At 74.0% G+C, this 17,878-nt stretch carries 3 protein-coding genes and 6 pseudogenes; 1 reads left to right on the top strand and 8 read right to left on the bottom strand.

Annotation, left to right across the window (positions count from 1 at the left end; all coding sequences use genetic code 11):
- Positions 1 to 8: 8 nt before the first annotated feature.
- A complete protein-coding gene (locus tag Phou_RS23955; protein WP_173059060.1) occupies positions 9 to 1,091 on the top strand; it encodes an HAD-IIIC family phosphatase in 1,083 nt (360 codons plus the stop codon).
- A gap of 34 nt (positions 1,092 to 1,125) precedes the next feature.
- On the opposite strand, the gene Phou_RS23950 is transcribed toward Phou_RS23955, so the two are convergent.
- From Phou_RS23950 to Phou_RS55585, 8 genes and pseudogenes are all read right to left on the bottom strand, one after another.
- A complete protein-coding gene (locus tag Phou_RS23950) occupies positions 1,126 to 1,791 on the bottom strand; it encodes an O-methyltransferase (RefSeq protein ID WP_173059057.1) in 666 nt (221 codons plus the stop codon).
- Positions 1,792 to 1,794: 3 nt separating this feature from the next.
- Positions 1,795 to 2,856, bottom strand: a pseudogene (locus Phou_RS56190) (beta-ketoacyl reductase); the annotation flags it as partial.
- Between the two features lie 753 nt (positions 2,857 to 3,609).
- Positions 3,610 to 6,192, bottom strand: a pseudogene (locus Phou_RS56185) (type I polyketide synthase); the annotation flags it as partial.
- Positions 6,193 to 6,317: 125 nt separating this feature from the next.
- A complete protein-coding gene (locus tag Phou_RS56075) occupies positions 6,318 to 7,064 on the bottom strand; it encodes an acyl carrier protein (protein WP_246274064.1) in 747 nt (248 codons plus the stop codon).
- Between the two features lie 57 nt (positions 7,065 to 7,121).
- Positions 7,122 to 7,625 (bottom strand): annotated as a pseudogene (locus Phou_RS55600) (ketoreductase domain-containing protein); the annotation flags it as partial.
- A gap of 51 nt (positions 7,626 to 7,676) precedes the next feature.
- Positions 7,677 to 11,870: pseudogene (locus Phou_RS55595) on the bottom strand (acyltransferase domain-containing protein); the annotation flags it as partial.
- A gap of 45 nt (positions 11,871 to 11,915) precedes the next feature.
- Positions 11,916 to 15,212: pseudogene (locus Phou_RS55590) on the bottom strand (type I polyketide synthase); the annotation flags it as partial.
- Positions 15,213 to 15,305: 93 nt separating this feature from the next.
- Positions 15,306 to 17,852: pseudogene (locus Phou_RS55585) on the bottom strand (type I polyketide synthase); the annotation flags it as partial.
- Positions 17,853 to 17,878: the final 26 nt, after the last annotated feature.

Below are 17,878 nucleotides of genomic sequence, written 5' to 3'. Positions count from 1 at the left end.
GCGCTCCGATGGCCGACCCCACCATGGTGAAGTGCCTGATTTGGGATCTGGACAACACCCTGTGGCACGGCACCCTGTCCGAGGACCCCGAGGTGAGGCTGCGCGACGATGTGCTCGCCGTCGTCGCCGAGCTCGACGCGCGCGGCATCCTCCAGTCCGTGTCCAGCAAGAACGACCACGAGCCGGCCTGGGACCGCCTGGTGGAGCTGGGGCTGGCCGACTACTTCGTCGTGCCGCAGATCGGCTGGGGCCGCAAGTCCGACGCGGTACGGCGGATCGCCGAGCGGTTGCAGTTCGCCGAGGGCACGATCGCCTTCATCGACGACCAGCCGGCCGAGCGCGCCGAGGTCCTCTACCACGCACCGCAGGTGCGCTGCTACACGCCCGAGCAGCTCGGCACGCTGCTGCGCCTGCCCGAGTTCAGCCCTCGCACGGTCACGGTGGACGCCCGGCGACGCCGCCAGATGTACCAGGCCAGCTTCCAGCGCGAGGCGGCGCAAAGCGAGTTCGACGGACCGGACGAGGAGTTTCTGCGCTCCCTGGGGCTGCGGATGCGGATCGGCCGGGCCACCGGCGACGAGCTGACCCGCGTCGAGGAGCTGACCCTGCGTACCAGCCAGATGAACGCCACCGGCGTCCACTACCCGGACAGCGTCCTGCGTGCCCTGCTTGACGACCCCGACCACGAGGTCCTCGTCGCGACGATGGCCGACCGCTTCGGCCCGCACGGCGCGGTCGGTGTCCTGCTGCTGGCCCGCCACACCTCCGTCTGGCACCTCAAGCTGCTGCTCACCTCGTGTCGCGTCCTGTCGTTCGGCGCCGGCGCGGCCATCGTCAACTGGCTCACCGACCAGGCTGCCCAGGCCGGCAAGCACCTGCTCGCCGACTTCCGCCCCACCGCCCGCAACCGCATGATGGAGATCGCGTACCGGTTCGCCGGCTACACCGACGACCCGTGCGACTGCCGGGCCGACCTCGCCCCGGCCGGCGAGAACGTGCAGCGCCTGCACCTGCTTCCGGTGCGGCAGCCCGCCCTGACGACCATGAGCCTCGACGCCGTCGATCTCGCCGGCGCGGCCGCCGTGCGGTGAGCCCCGCGCGGGCGCCGCACGGTGGCCCCGGCGATCATCCGCGCCTGCGGGCCAGCGTGATGCCGTCGGCCATGACCAGCAGGGAGATCTCCACCCGCTCGTCGCCGTGGAGAAACGCGTTCAGCTCCCGGATGGCGACCGTGTCGGGGTCCTGCGCGGCGGGGTCGACGACACGGCCGAAGAACAGGGTGTTGTCCAGCACGATCAGCCCACCCGGACGGGTCAGCGTGAGCGCCGCCTCGTAGTAGGCGCGGTAGTTGCGCTTGTCCGCGTCGATGAAGGTGAGGTCGACCCCGCCGGCGCCCAGCTCGTCTTCGAGCGCGGGGAGGGTCACGGTGGCGTCGCCGACCCGCAGCCGGATCCGCTCCTCGACGCCAGCCCGGCGCCAGTAGTCGGCGCCGATCGCGGGCCACCGGTCGGTGATGTCGCAGGTGATCACCTGGCCGTCCGGGGGCAGCGCGCGGGCCATGCACAGCGTGCTGTACCCGGTGAACGTCCCGACCTCCAGCACCGTCCGCGCCCCGGTCAGCCCGACCAGCAGCGCGAGCAGCTGCCCCTCCTCGGCCATCACCTGCATGGCGCGGCCGGCGGGCAGCGCCGCGGTGACCTCGCGCAGCTCCCGCAGCACGTCGTCGTCGCGGAGCGAGACGTCGCGCACGTAGCCGAGCAGATCCGGTGACGCTTCGACCTGACTCGCCATGACTCAGCCTCCCAGTTCCCTGTCGATGAGTGCGAACATCTCCTCGGCGCTGGCATCGCCGAGGTCTTCTTTCTCCTCGGCCGGTCCCGGGTCGCCGCCGTACTTCCAGACCAGCGCCTGCAGCTCCCGCACCAGCCGGGTCCGCGCCGCGTCGCCCGGGGAGAGCGCCGCCAGCACCGCCTCCAAGCCGGCCAGGTCGCCGAACGCGGGTGCGCCGTCACCGCCGAGCTGGCTGAGCAGGTACCCGGCCGCGGCGTCCGGGGTGGGGAAGTCGAACACCAGCGTGCTGGGCAGCGCGAGCCCGGTCGCCGCGCGCAGCCGGTTGCGCAGCTCCACGCCGGCGATCGAGTCGAAGCCGAGCTCCTTGAACGGCCGGTGCGGGGCGACCGCGGCCGGGGTCGGGTGGCGCAGTACCGCGGCGGCGTGAGTGCGGACCAGAGTGACCAGGCGGGCGGCGCGGCCCTCCGGGTCGAGCGCGGCGAGCTCCCGCCGCAGCGGCGACTCGGACGGGCCCGCCTCGACCGGCTCCTCGACCGCGAGGCGGAGGTCGTCGAAGAGTGGGACGGGTCGTGCGGCGGTGAAGAGCGGCAGAAACCGGTGCCAGTCCGCGTTCACCACCACCGCGTGGTCGTCCCCTGTGGACAGTACCCGCTCCAGCGCGGCGAGTGCGGCGGCCGGTGCCAGCGGCAGCAGGCCCTGCCGGCGGGCGCCGGCTTCGCGGTCGCCGAGGGCCTCGGGCAGGTGCCAGAGACCCCAGCTCACCGCGGTCGCGCGCCGTCCCTGGGCGCGGCGCAGGCGGGCGAGCGCCTCGAGGTGGGCGTTGGCGGCGGCGAACGCTCCGTGGTCGCGGCTGCCCCAGGTCGCGGTCACCGAGGAGAAGTAGACGGTCTCGTCGGCGTCGACGTCGCCCGCCAGGCCGAGCGTGGCGGCCACCGACGCGGTCAGGGTGTCCAGGGTCAGCTCCGCCAGCGGCGCCAGGTCGCCGGCGGCGGTGGTGTGGATGACCGTACTGATCGGCCCGTCCGGCGCAGAGTCGACCACGCTGACGCCGGCGGTGCGCAGCTCCTCCGTGTCGGCTCTGGTCGCGGCGTTGTCCAGCAGCAGCACCCGCACGCCGTCCCTCTGGGCCAGCCATCGCGCCACCGGGCCGGCCTGCCCGTGGACGGGGCCGGTGACCAGGACCGTGCCCGCGGGGTGCCAGCCCGGCCCGTCCGGGGCCGCCGCGGGCACCAGCCGGGGCACCAGGGCACCGCCGGGACGCAGCGCCACCTGGTCCTCGATCCGGCCGGCGAGGGTGGCCCGCAGCAGGTCGGCGTCCAGGTCGTCGGGGTGCGCCGGCAGGTCGACGAGGCCGCCCCAGGTTTCGGGGTACTCCAGTGCGGCCACCCGCCCGAAGCCCCACAGCTCGGCCTGCTGCGGCGCGTCGGCCGGCACCTCGCCCGGCCCGGCCGGCATCGCGGCGCGGGTGGCGCACCAGAGCCGAGTGTCGCCGGCGGCCTCGGCCAGCGCCTGGATCAGGCACAGCGTGCCGGCGAGCGGCAGCAGCGACAGCACCCCGCGGGCGGCGCCGAGCTCGTCCGGGCGGCGCCGGAAGGCGTCGGCCTCCTCGCCGCTGGCGATCGCCATCGCCCGCGCGCCGCCGAGGGCATCGGCGCAGGCCTCCACCCACGGCTCTGGGGTGTCCGGCGAGCACACCACCAGCCAGGGACCGGCCGGCTCGGCTTCGCCAGGCACGACGGCCGGCGCTGGCCGCCACTCGACGCGGTAGTGCGCTCCTTCGGTGTCGCCGGCCGGTGGGGCGGGCGGGGTGACGAGGTCGGGCAGCCAGTAGCGCTGCCGCTGGAACGGGTACGTGGGCAGGTCGACGGTGCGCGGGCGCGGGTCGGCCGGAAACCACGCTCCCCAGTCCACGGCCAGCCCGGCCACGTGCGCCTCGCCGAGTGCCCGCGCCACCTGGGCCGGGCCGCCGTGGTCGCGGCGCAGGGTGGGTACCACGAGCGCCTGTTCGTCCGTCTCCTGGACGCTGGGCAGCAGGACCGGGTGCGGGCTGCACTCGACGAACGTCCGGTACCCGTCGGCGAGCAGCGCCGTCACGGTGTCGGCGAACTGGACCGGCTGCCGCAGGTTGGTGTACCAGTAGCCGCCGTCCAGGCCGCTGGCGTCGATGCGCGCGGCGGTGACCGAGGAGTAGAACGCGACCCGGGACGCGGCCGGAGACACGCCCGCGAGGTCGGCCGACAGCCGCTCGCGGATCCGCTCCACCTGCGGCCCGTGGGAGGCGTAGTCGACGTCGATCAGCCGGGCCCGCCGCCCCGCGGCCTCGACCGCCGCCACCACCGCCGCCACCTGCTCCGGCGGGCCGGAGACCACTGTGGACATCGGCCCGTTCACCGCCGCCACACCGACCTCGGGATGACCGTCCAACCACGACGGCACCTCGCCGGCCGGCACCGCCAGGGACGCCATCGCCCCACTTCCCGCGAGCGCCCGCAGCGCCCGGCTGCGCAACGCGACGACCTTCGCCCCGTCGTCCAGGGACAGCGCACCGGCCACACACGCCGCCGCGATCTCCCCCTGCGAATGGCCGACCACCGCACCGGGCGTCACGCCGTACGAATGCCACACCTCCGCCAGAGACACCATGACCGCCCACAACACGGGCTGCACCACGTCCACCCGGTCCAGCCGTTCGCCGCCACGCAGCACGTCGATCAGCGACCAGTCCACATAGGAAGACAGGGCACGTTCGCACTCGGCCATCCGCGCGGCGAACACGGGTGACCAGTCGAGCAGCTCCACGCCCATTCCCAGCCACTGCGAACCCTGACCCGGAAACACGAACACCGGACCCGCACCCAGCGGAGCGGCCACCCCCGCCGCCAGCGACTCCAGCGAGGCCAGCAACTCCTCCCGGTCGGCACCGACCACGACGGCCCGGTGCTCCAGCGCCGCCCTGGTGGTGGCCAGCGACCAGCCCACCTCGACCGGGTCGCGGTCGGCCGCCCACCCGGCCAGCCGTCCGGCCAGCGCGTGCAGGGCGTTCTCGTCGCGGGCCGACAGCACCCACGGCACCACCGGCACCTGCTCGACCCGCTCGGGCTCCGGGCGTGCGGGCGGCGGCTCCTCGACGATGACATGGGCGTTCGTGCCGGAGATGCCGAAGGACGAGACGCCGGCGCGGCGCGGACCGTCCTCGCGCGGCGGCCACCCGGTCGTCTCGGTGAGCAGGCGCACCGCACCGGAGTCCCAGTCCACGTGCGGCGACGGCTTGTCCAGGTGCAGGGTCGCCGGCAACTGGCCGTGCCGCATCGCCATCACCATCTTGATCACCCCGGCGACGCCAGCGGCGGCCTGGGTGTGGCCCAGGTTCGACTTCACCGATCCGAGCCACAGTGGATGGTCGTCAGGGCGGCCCTGCCCGTAGGTGGCGATGATGGCCTGCGCCTCGATCGGGTCGCCGAGCGTGGTGCCCGTGCCGTGCGCCTCCACCGTGTCCACATCGGACGGCTTGAGTCCAGCGCTGGCGAGGGCCTGGTGGATCACCCGCTCCTGGGCCTCGCCGTTCGGGGCGGTCAGCCCGTTGGAGGCGCCATCCTGGTTGATCGCCGAGCCGCGCAGCAGTCCCAGCACACGGTGGCCGTTTCGACGCGCGTCCTCGAGGCGTTCGAGCAGGACGAGGCCGACGCCCTCGGAGAAGCCGGTACCGTCGGCGCTGGCCGCGAAGGACCGGCAGCGACCGTCCGGGGCCAGCCCGCGCTGGCGGGAAAACTCCGCGAACGCGGTCGGAGTGGTCAGCACCGTGGCGCCGCCGGCGACCGCAAGTGCACAGTCGCCCTGCCGCAGCGCCTGCGCGGCCAGGTGCATGGCGACGAGCGAGGACGAACAGGCGGTGTCGACGGTGACCGCCGGGCCCTCGAAGCCGAACGTGTACGCCACCCGACCGGAGGCCACACTGGTCAGCGTGCCGGTGGTGGAGTACCCCTCGTACCCCTCGGGGATCGCCGGCAGCCGGCTCAGGTAGTCCTGACTGGAGATGCCGGCGAAGACCCCTGTGCGCGAGCCGCGCAGGACGGCCGGGTCGAGCCCGGCCCGTTCCAGCAGTTCCCACGCCACCTCGAGGAGCAGCCGCTGCTGCGGGTCCATCGCGGTCGCCTCGCGCGGGCTGATGCCGAAGAACGCGGCGTCGAAGCTGTGCGCGTCGTGGATGAAGCCGCCGTCCCGCACGTACGAGGTGCCAGGGTGGTCCGGGTCGGGATGGTAGAACGCCTCACCCGGCCAGCCCCGGTCGGCCGGGAAGGGGCCGATCGCGTCCCGGCCCTCGACGACCGCGTCCCACAGCCCTTCCGGGGAGGTGATCCCACCCGGGTACCGGCAGGCCATGGCGACGATCGCGATCGGTTCCTGCTGGCGCTCCTCCAGGTCGCGCAGCCGCCGCCGGGTCTGGCTCAGGTCGAGGGTCACCCGCTTCAGGTAGCTGCGCAGCCGCTCCTCGGTGTCCGCCTGCGTGGTCACACTCGCCTCCCCGGTCACGCCGACAACTCGCGGTCGATTAGCGCGAACATCTCCTCGTCCGACGCCGACGCGAGCACCGTCGCGTCGACCGCCGTTGTGGTGCTCGTGCCGTCGTTGACCCGCGACAGCAGCGCCTCCAGCCGCCGGGCCAGCTCGCCGCGGGCGTCGCCGTCGGGCAGGTCGGCGCTGAGCGCCTGTTCGAGCCGGGCCAGCGGGGTCAGCAGCGGGCCGCCCAGGCCGGTCGCCACCTGCCCGACTGGATCGCCGCTTCCCGGCTCCGGCCCGAGTTCCGCGCGGAGGTGCCCGGCCACCGCGGCGGGCGTCGGGTAGCGGAACACCAGCGTGGCCGGCAGCCGCAGGCCGGTCGCGGCGTTCAGCCGGTTGCGCAGCTCCACCGAGGTCAGCGAGTCGAAGCCCAGGTCCTTGAACGGCGCGTCGGCGCGTACCGCTCGCGGGTCGGCGTGCCCGAGGACGGTTGCCGCGCTCGCCCGTACCAGGTCGAGCAGCAGCCGCTCCTGCTCGGGCGCGGTGAGTCCGGCCAGCCGCCCGGCCCAGTCGACCGGCGCGGATGCGGTACCCGCGGCCGCCCGCGGGGCGTGCCCCGCAGCCGCGGCGACCGCGCGGAAGACCGCCGGCAGCCCGTCACCCGGGCGGGCCCCCACGTCGGCCGCGACCACATAGGACGCTCCATGTCGGGCCGCCGCGTCGAGCAGCCGGAGGCCGTGCGGGGTGCTGAGCGGCCGGACACCGAGCCGGGCCATCCTGGCCAGGTCCGCGTCGCCGAGGTGCCCGGTCATGCCGGACGCGTCCGCCCACAGTCCCCAGCCGATGCTCAGCCCGTCCTGCCGGCTCGCGACGAGCGCGTCGCAGAAGGCGTTCGCGGCCGCGTAGCCGGCCTGCCCGGGTGTGCCGGCCAGACCGGTCAGCGACGAGAACACCACCAGGAAGCCCAGCCGCAGGTGCGCGGTCGCGGCGACCAGGTTGGCCAGGCCGGTCGCCTTGGCCGCCCAGACCGGCCGTAGCCGCTCTGGCGTCATCGCGGTGACCAGCGCGTCGTCAAGTACCCCGGAGGCGTGCACGACACCGGTCACCGGGTGTTCCGGATCGATGCCGGCGATGAGCCGTTCGACGGCGGCGGCGTCGGTGACGTCGACCCGGGTGAGCCGCACCTCCGCTCCGGCGGCGGTGAGCCGCTCCACCAGCGCCGCGGCACCCGGGGCGTCCGGGCCGCGCCGGGAGGCCAGCACCAGCCTCCGGACACCCCAGTGGTGGGCGAGGTGCGCGGCGACGTGCCCGCCGAGCACGCCGGTCCCCCCGGTGATCACGACCGTGCCGTCGGGGCGCACCGGAGCGGGCGGGAGCAGCACGACCTTGCCGACGTGCCGGGCCTGTGACATGGACCGCAACGCCGTCCGGGCCTGCGCCAGCGGCCGCGCGGTGGTCGGCAGCGCCCTCAGCGTCCCGCCGGCGAACAGCGCGCTCAGCTCGCCGAACATCTCACCGACCCGCTCCGGGCCGGCATCGGAGACGAGATCGAACGCGCGGTAGCGGACGCCGGGATGGTCCGCGGCCACCTGCTCCGGAACGCGGATGTCGGTCTTGCCGAGCTCGACGAAGCGCCCACCGGCCGCGACGAGGCGCAGTGAGGCGTCGACCAGCTCACCGGCGAGACTGTCGAGTACCACGTCGACGCCCCGTCCACCGGTCGCGTCCCGGATGGCCGGTTCGAACGAGCCGTCCCGTGAGGACGCCCGGTGCCGCTCGTCGATCCCCATCCCGGCGAGCACCGGATGCTTGCCCGGCGACGCTGTCGCGTACACCTCCGCACCAAGATGCCGGGCGATCTGGATCGCCGCCATGCCGACCCCGCCGGTGCCCGCGTGCACCAGCACCGACTCGCCGGCCCGCAGCTCGGCGACGTGACGCAGCCCGTACCAGGCGGTCAGGAACGCGATCGGCACACCGGCCGCCTCCGCGAAGTCCAGCCCGGCGGGTATCGGCGCCACCATCCGCGCGTCTCCGACCACCACCGGGGCGAACGCGCCCGCGAAGACTCCCATGACCCGGTCGCCGGGCGCCAGGTGCGTGACGTCGGCGCCCACGTCGAGCACCACACCGGCCGCCTCGCCGCCTATCCCGGCCTGCCCTTCCACCAGGCCGAGGCAGACCACGACGTCCCGGAAGTTCACGCCGCAGGCGTGCACCTCGACGCGAACCTCGCCGGGCGCCAGCGGTGCCCAGGCTCCCGGCGCCGGGATCGCCATCACGCCGTCGACAGTGGACATCACACCGGTGTCCAGCCGCCACCCCTCGGTACCGAGCCCGCGCAGCCCCGGCTCGGTCGCCGGTGCCAGCCGGCCGGCGAGCACGGTGCCGCCCCGGACCGCCACCTGCGGTTCGTCTTCGGCGAGTGCGGCGGTGACCGCGGCGGTCAGGGCGTCGGGCTCCCCGGTGGCCGGGTCGAGGTCGACGAGCAGCAGCCGGCCGGGGTTTTCGGTCTGTGCGCTGCGCACGAGGCCCCAAGCCGCCGCCGCCGCGGGATCGGTGGTCGCGTCACCGCTTACCGTGACGGCGCCACGGGTGACGAGGGCCAGGCGTGCGGCGGCGAAGGCGGGACGCGACAGCCAGTCCTGGACCAGCGCGAGCGTGGACTCCACTGTGGCTAGTGCGCGGCCGGAGGGGTCCGGGCCGGGCGGTGCGGTCAGGTCGAGCAGCAGGACGTCCGGTACCGCGGCGGCCGCGACGGCGTCCAGGTCGTCGACGACCGGCAGGCCCCACGCGGCGGGTGCACCGCGCAAGGCCGCCCAGGTGCCTGGCGTGGCGGCGGGATCGGCGGCCAGCGGCACCCAGTCGAGTGTGAACAGTCCCGGCACCGCGTCCTGGCGTGCCGTCGCGGCCCGCAGCCGCTCCACAGTGGTGGGCCGGGTGACGAGCGCGTCGACGCTCAGCACGGGGGCGCCGGCGGGGTCCGTCACGATCAGCCGGAGCGTGTCCTCGCCGCTGACCGCCAGGCGCACCCGTACGCCGCGGGCGCCGGAGGCGAGTAGGGCCAACCCGTTCCAGGAGAACGGGAGCCTGAGCCGCGGGGCGGCGCCGGTGTGCAGGAGCAGAGCCGGGTGCAGTACGGCGTCGAGGAGGGCGGGGTGGATGCCGTACCCGTCGGTGTCTCCGGCCGCTTCGGGGAGGCTGACCTCGGCGACAATGTCGGTGCCGTCGCGCCAGGCGGCACGCAGGCCCTGGAAGGCCGGGCCGTAGCCGTAGCCGGCCTCGGCGGCACGCTCGTAGCAGCCGGTCAGGTCAAGCGGCTCGGCACCGGCCGGCGGCCAGATCCCTTCGGCGGGGGCGTCGACGGCAGTCGGCGCAGGGGCGAGCGTGCCCTCGGCGTGGCTGGTCCATCCCGCGCCGGCCTCGTCGGGGCGGGAGTGGATCCGGATGGCGCGCCGGCCGTCGTCGCCGGGTGGGTCGACCGCTACCTGGATCTTCAGCGCCCCGGTGGCGGGCACGATGAGCGGGGTGCGCAGGGTGAGCTCCTCGACGAGGGGGCAGCCGGCCTCGTCACCGGCGCGTACCGCCCACTCGGCGAGTGCGGCGCCCGGCACGAGCACGACGCCGCCGACGGTGTGGTCGGTGAGCCAGCCGGCGCTGGCGAGCGAGATTCGCCCGGTGAGCAGGATGCCGCCGTCGGGCAGTGAGGCGCCGGCGGCGAGGACGGGGTGGCCGAGTGCGTCGAGACCGGCGGCGGAAACGTCGCCGCTCCTGGCGGTGGCCGCGAGCCAGTAGCGCTGGTGTTGGAAGGGGTAGGTGGGCAGGTCGACGACGGCCGGGGTGGGGTCGCTGGGATACCAGCGCCGCCAGTCGATGGGGACACCGGCGGTGTACGCGTCGCCGGCAGCACGGGTCAGCTGCCGCAGGTCACCCTGGTCACGGCGAAGCGTCGGCACGGCGACGGCCTGCTCGTCCGCTTCCTGGACACTGGGCAACAGGACCGGATGCGGGCTGCACTCGATGAAGACCCGATGACCGTCGGCCAGCAGGGCGGTGACGGTGTCGGCGAACCGGACCGGCTGGCGCAGGTTGGTGTACCAGTAGCCGCCGTCCAGACCACCGGTGTCGATCCGTCCAGCCATGACCGTCGAGTAAAACACCGTATCGGCCGTGCCCGGGCGGAGCTGGCCGAGACCGGCCAGCAACTCCTCACGCACCGCCTCCACCCCAGGACCATGCGAGGCGTAGTCCACATCAATCAGCCGCGCCCGCTCCCCCGCCCCCTCGACCGCAGCCACCACCGCCGCCACCTGCTCCGGCGGACCGGACACCACAGTGGACACCGGCCCGTTCACCGCCGCCACACCCACCTCGGGAAAGTCGGCCAGCAGCCGAGCGGCTTCCGCCTCCGGAACCGCCAGCGACGCCATCGCCCCACTACCCGCAAGCGCCCGCAACGCCCGACTCCGCAACGCCACCACCCGCGCCCCGTCATCCAGGGACAACGCACCGGCCACACACGCCGCCGCGATCTCCCCCTGCGAATGCCCCACCACCGCAGCCGGCGTCACCCCGTACGAACGCCACACCTCCGCCAAAGACACCATCACCGCCCACAACACCGGCTGCACCACGTCCACCCGATCCAGCCGCTCGCCGCCACGCAACACCTCGACCAGCGACCAGTCCACATAGGAAGACAGCGCCCGCCCGCACTCGACCATCCGCGCCGCGAACACCGGCGACTGGTCCAACAGCTCCACACCCATACCCAGCCACTGCGAACCCTGACCCGGGAAGACGAAAACCGGACCCGGACCGAGCGACCCGGGCCTGCCCGACTGCAGCGAGCCCAGTCCGGACAGCAGCTCCTCCCGGCTGCCGCCCACCACCACTGCGCGGTGCTCCAGGGCGGCTCGGGTGGTCGCCAGCGACCAGCCCACCTCCACCGGATCGCGGTCGGCCGCCCAGTCGGCGAGTCGCGCGGCCTGGGCGCGCAAGGCGTTTTCGTCGCGCGCGGACAGGATCCACGGCAGTACGGTCGGCTGGTCCCGCGGGGGCGCGGGTACGGCCGGCAGGGGCGGCGGTTCTTCGAGGATGACGTGTGCGTTGGTGCCGGAGGCCCCGAACGAGGAGATCCCCGCCCGGCGGGGCCTGTCTCCGGCTGGCCAGGGCCGGGATTGGGTGAGCAGCCGGACGTTGCCGGCATCCCAGTCCACATGCGGCGTCGGCGCGTCCACATGCAACGTGACCGGCAGCTCGTGGTGCCGCATCGCCATCATCATCTTGATCAGCCCGGCCGCGCCCGCCGCGGCCTGGGTGTGGCCGATGTTCGACTTCACCGAGCCGAGCCACAGCGGCTCGCCGTCCGGTCGCTCCTCCTGCCCATAGGTGGCGATGATCGCCTGTGCCTCGATCGGGTCACCCAGCGTTGTACCGGTCCCGTGCGCTTCGACCACGTCGACGTCGCCCGGCCGCAGGCCTGCGTTGGCGAGGGCCTGCCGGATCACTCGCTGCTGGGACGGCCCGTTCGGGGCGGTCAGGCCGTTGGAGGCGCCGTCCTGGTTGACCGCCGAGCCGCGCAGCACCGCCAGGATCCGGTGGCCGTTACGGCGCGCGTCGGACATCCGCTCCAGCAGCAGCAGGCCGACACCCTCACCCCAGCCGGTGCCGTCGGCGGCCGCCGCGAACGGCTTGCACCGCCCGTCCTTCGCCAGGCCGCGCTGGCGCGAGAACTCGGTGAAGACCTCCGGCGTGGCCATCACCGTCACACCACCGGCGACCGCCAGCGAACACTCACCCTGCCGCAACGCCTGCGCCGCGAGATGCACCGCCACCAACGACGACGAACACGCGGTATCCACACTTACCGCGGGCCCCTCCAGGCCGAATGAGTACGCGACCCGCCCCGACACCACACTGCCCGCACCGGCCAACAACGAATAGCCCTCGACCTCACCACGACCGGCCATCCCCACCGCGTAGTCGTGGTACATCACGCCCGCGTAGACGCCCGTCGACGACCCTCGCAACGAACCTGGATCGATACCCGCCCTCTCGAACAACTCCCACGACACCTCGAGCAGAAGACGCTGCTGCGGATCCGTCGCCAGCGCCTCCCTCGGGCTCATCCCGAAGAACCCCGCGTCGAACCTGTCCGCGTCCGCGAGGAACCCGCCCGCACGCGCGTAACTGGTTCCCGCACGATCAGGATCGTCGTCGAACAGGCCCGCCAGATCCCAGCCCCGGCCCAGCGGGAAGCTCCCCACCGCGTCCCCACCGGCCGCCACCAGATCCCACAGGTCCTCCGCCGACCCGATCCCACCCGGGTACCGGCACGCCACCCCGACCACCACGACGGGGTCGCCGTCCACTATCGACGGCTGCCGGAGCGAGGAGTCCGGCCGGGACGCGCCCATCAGCATGTCCAGCAGAAACCGGGCCAGCGCGACGGGACTCGGATAGTCGAACGCGGCCGTCGCCGGCAACCGCAGACCCGTCAACGCGCCGAGACGGTTTCGCAGCTCGACCGCCAGCAGCGAGTCGAACCCCAACTCCTTGAAGCTCAACCCCCCGACCACCGAAGCAGCCGACCCGAACCCCAGGACCCCGGCCACCACGCCACGCACGAGCTCCAGCACCGCGGCGTGCCGGCCAGCCTCGTCCAGGCCCGCCAGCCGCGCCCGCAAGGCGTTGCCGTCATCTCCGGACGCCGCGGTGCGGCGGGTGGGGCGGGCCATGCCACGCAGCACGGCGGGCAGCGCGTCACCGGTGGTGAGGGCGGCCGGGTCGAGGTCGACACCGACGAGGACCGGATGGGCGGTACGCAGCGCCGCGTCCATGAGGGCGAGCGCGTGGGTGGTGGCGAGCGGGCGCATGCCGAGCGCGCGGAGCCGGGCCAGGTCGCGCTCGCCGAGGTGGCTCGTCATCTCGCTGGCCTGGGCCCACAGTCCCCAGGCGAGGGAGGTGGCCGGAAGTCCGGCGGCGCGGCGGCGGGTGGCCAGGGCGTCCAGGAAGGCGTTCGCGGCGGCGTACCCAGCCTGTCCGGCGCCGCCGACGGTGCCGGTGGCCGAGGAGAAGAGCAGGAAGAGGGCGAGCGGCAGCTCCCGGGTGAGCTCGTGCAGGTGCCACGCGCCGGTCGCCTTCGCCGCCCACACCCGGTCCAGCCGTTCCCGGTCCCACGCGTCGACCAGCCCGTCGTCAAGGGCGCCAGCGGTGTGTACGACGCCGGCCAGTGGCGCGTCGGCGGGCACCTGGGCGAGCAGGTCGCGCAGCTCGCGCGGGTCGGTGACGTCGAGGCGGACGATCCGGGTCCTGGCTCCCAGGGCGGTCAGGTGCTCGCGCAGCGTCGCCGCTCCGGGTGCCGCCTCGCCCCGGCGGGAGGCGAGGATCAGGTCACTGACGCCGTACTCGCGGACCAGATGCTCGGCCACGAGGGCGCCGAGCGTGCCGGTGCCGCCGGTGACGAGAACGGTCCCGGTCCGGAGGTCCACCGGCTGTGCCTCCGCGCCGGAGTCGGCGGTGGTGCTGCGGGCCAGGCGCGGCACGAGGAGCTGGCCGGCGCGGACCGCCAGCTGCGGCTCACCCTCCGCGACAGCGGCTCGCGCGACGTCCGGTACGCCGTGCTCACCGGTGCCGGTTTCGAGGTCCAGCAGCGTGAAGCGGCCGGGGTGCTCGGCCTGGGCGCTGCGCACGAGTCCCCAGACCGCGGCGGCGGCGAGGTCACCGTCCGGCGCGCCGTGGGTGACGAAGGTGAGCCGGGTGTCGGCCAGTTCCGGCCGGGCGAGCCAGGCCTGGATGAGCGCGAGGGCGCGGTCGGTGGCGGTACGCGCGTCAGGTTCGGCCGGCGCGGCCCCGGCCGGGGTCGGGTAGGCGAGCGCGACGCCGGACGCGGGCGGTGCCAGGGTGGCCACGTCGGCGGGACCGGCGACGGTGGGCCAGTCGTCGCCGGCGGTGGACACGGCGGTGGGGTGCGGCTCCCAGCGCAGGTGGTAGAGGCCGTCGACGCGGGCCGCGGCTGCGCGCATCTGGGCGGCGGTGGCGGGTCGGGTCGCGAGGTCGGCGACGACGAGTACCGGCTGCCCGGTGGCGTCCGCGACGCGGACCCGCAGGGTGTCGGGGCCGCTGGCGGTGAGCCGTACCCGGACCTCGGTCGCACCGGAGGCGAGGAGCGTCACGCCGTTCCAGGAGAACGGCAGCCGCAGCTCGCCGGAGGAATGCGCGAGCAGGGTGGGGTGCAGTACGGCGTCGAGGAGGGCGGGGTGGATGCCGTACCCGTCGGTGTCTCCGGCCGCTTCGGGGAGGCTGACCTCGGCGACAATGTCGGTGCCGTCGCGCCAGGCGGCACGCAGGCCCTGGAAGGCCGGGCCGTAGCCGTAGCCGGCCTCGGCGGCACGCTCGTAGCAGCCGGTCAGGTCAAGCGGCTCGGCACCGGCCGGCGGCCACACCTGTTCACCGGCGTCGGCGGCCGGCCGCGCGGCGCTGAGGGTGCCCTCGGCGTGGCGGGTCCACTCCACGCCTCCGGGGTCGGCGGAGGAGTAGATCCGCACGCCGCGCCGGCCGGTGCCGTCGGGGGCGCTGACGGCGACCTGGACGCGGACCCTGCCGGTGGTGGGCACCGCGAGCGGCGCCTGCAGGGTCAGCTCCTCGACAGTCGGGCAGCCCGCGTCGTCCCCGGCTCGGGTGGCCCATTCGACGAAGGCGGCGCCGGGGAGCAGCTGTTGGCCGGAGACGGTGTGGTCGGCGAGCCAGCCGTCGCCGTCGGCACTGAGCGCGCCGGTGAGCACAAGGCCGCCGTCGGGCAGGCGCATGCCGGCGGCGAGGATGGGATGGCCGGTGGGGTTGAGTCCGGCGGCGGCGACGTTGCCGGGGCCCGCCTCCGGGGAGAGCCAGTAGCGCTGGTGTTGGAAGGGGTAGGTGGGCAGGTCGACGACGGCCGGGGTGGGGTCGCTGGGATACCAGCGCCGCCAGTCGATGGGGACACCGGCGGTGTACGCGTCGCCGGCAGCGCGGGTCAGCTGCCGCAGGTCACCCTGGTCACGGCGAAGCGTCGGCACGGCGACGGCCTGCTCGTCCGCTTCCTGGACACTGGGCAACAGGACCGGATGCGGGCTGCACTCGATGAAGACCCGATGACCGTCGGCCAGCAGGGCGGTGACGGTGTCGGCGAACCGGACCGGCTGGCGCAGGTTGGTGTACCAGTAGCCGCCGTCCAGACCACCGGTGTCGATCCGTCCAGCCATGACCGTCGAGTAAAACACCGTATCGGCCGTGCCCGGGCGGAGCTGGCCGAGACCGGCCAGCAACTCCTCACGCACCGCCTCCACCCCAGGACCATGCGAGGCGTAGTCCACATCAATCAGCCGCGCCCGCTCCCCCGCCCCCTCGACCGCAGCCACCACCGCCGCCACCTGCTCCGGCGGACCGGACACCACAGTGGACACCGGCCCGTTCACCGCCGCCACACCCACCTCGGGAAAGTCGGCCAGCAGCCGAGCGGCTTCCGCCTCCGGAACCGCCAGCGACGCCATCGCCCCACTACCCGCAAGCGCCCGCAACGCCCGACTCCGCAACGCCACCACCCGCGCCCCGTCATCCAGGGACAACGCACCGGCCACACACGCCGCCGCGATCTCCCCTGCGAATGCCCCACCACCGCAGCCGGCGTCACCCCGTACGAACGCCACACCTCCGCCAAAGACACCATCACCGCCCACAACACCGGCTGCACCACGTCCACCCGATCCAGCCGCTCGCCGCCACGCAACACCTCGACCAGCGACCAGTCCACATAGGAAGACAGCGCCCGCCCGCACTCGACCATCCGCGCCGCGAACACCGGCGACTGGTCCAACAGCTCCACACCCATACCCAGCCACTGCGAACCCTGACCCGGAAACACCAGCACCGGACCCCGGTCACCGGCCACGACCCGGCCCGGCACCACCACGGAGTCGAGCCCGGCCAGCAGCTCCTCGCGGCCGGCGCCGACCACCACGGCTCGCCAGTCCAGAGTGGATCGGCTGGTCAGCAGCGACCAGCCGACTGACAGCGGGTCGGAGTCCTCGACGGCGGCGGCCAGGCTGGCTGCCTGCGCCCGCACCGCCACCTCGCTGCGTCCGGACAGGATCCAGGGCAGCACGGCGCCGTCGTAGGGTGCGGGGACGGCGGCCTCCTCCGCCTCCGGGGCTTCCTCGATCACCACGTGGGCGTTGGTGCCGGAGGCGCCGAAGGAGGAGATGCCGGCGCGGCGGGGCTTGCCGTTGACTTTCCACGGCTGGGGTTCGGTGAGAAGGCGCGTGCCGCCGGCCTCCCAGTCGACGTGTGGCGTGGGCGCGTCGACGTGGAGGGTGGCGGGCAGCTCGCCGTGCCGCATCGCCATGGCGATCTTGATGATCCCGGCGACGCCGGCGGCGCCTTGGGTGTGACCGATGTTCGACTTGACCGAGCCGAGCCACAGTGGACGGTCGTCCGACCGGCCCTGCCCATACGTGGCGATGATCGCCTGCGCCTCGATCGGGTCGCCCAGCGTGGTGCCGGTGCCGTGGGCCTCGACCACGTCCACGTCGGAGGGGTGAGGCGGGCGTTGGCCAGCGCCTGGCGGATGACGCGGCGCTGGGAGGGCCGTTGGGTGCGGTAAGGCCGTTGGAGGCACCGTCCTGGTTGACCGCCGACCCGCGCAGCACGGCCAGGATCCGGCGGCCGTTGCGCTGGGCGTCGGCGAGGCGTTCGAGGAGGATGAGGCCGACGCCCTCGCCCCAGCCGGTGCCGTCGGCGGCGGCCGCGAAGGCTTTGCAGCGGCCGTCACGGGCGAGGCCGCGCTGGCGGGAGAACTCGGTGAACATGTTGGGGTTGGTCATGACCGTGACGCCGCCGGCGATGGCGAGCTTGCATTCGCCCTGCCGCAGCGCCTGCATCGCCAGGTGGACGGCGACAAGTGAGGAGGAGCAGGCGGTGTCCACCGTCATGGTGGGGCCTTCGAGCCCGAACGCGTAGGCGACCCGGCCGGAGATGACGCTGGGGGCGTTGCCGGTGCCGAGGTAGCCTTCGGCGGCTTCGGGTAGCGGGTTGGGTTGGGAGACGTAGCCGGTGAGGGCGGTGCCGACGTAGACGCCGGTCTGGCTGCCTTTGAGCCCGGCGGGGTCGATCCCGGCGCGTTCCAGCAGCTCCCAGGAGACCTCGAGCGAGAGCCGCTGCTGCGGGTCCATCGCCCACGCCTCGCGAGGGCTGATGCCGAAGAACTCCGCGTCGAACAGATCGGCGTCGTGCAGGAACCCACCTTCGCGGGCGTAGCTGGTGCCGGGATGGTCGGGGTCGTCGTGGAACAGGCCGGTGAGGTCCCAGCCCCGGCCGGTGGGAAACCCGCCGACGGCATCGCGACCGGCGGCCACGAGCTCCCACAGGTCTTCCGGTGACCGCACACCACCCGGGTACCGGCAGGCCATCCCCACCACCGCGACCGGCTCGTGTTGGCGACCCTCGACCTCGTGGAGTCGTTGCCGGGTGTCATGCAGGTCGGCGGCCACCCGCTTGAGGTAGTCGACCAGCTTCTCTTCGCTCACCATGTGCGGGCTCCCGGGGATGTGGGATG

Origin of the sequence: Phytohabitans houttuyneae, assembly GCF_011764425.1 — a bacterium.
GTDB classification, from domain to species: Bacteria; Actinomycetota; Actinomycetes; order Mycobacteriales; family Micromonosporaceae; genus Phytohabitans; species Phytohabitans houttuyneae.
Note: the sequence above shows the minus strand (reverse complement) of the source record. Positions and strands in the feature narration are given on the sequence as shown.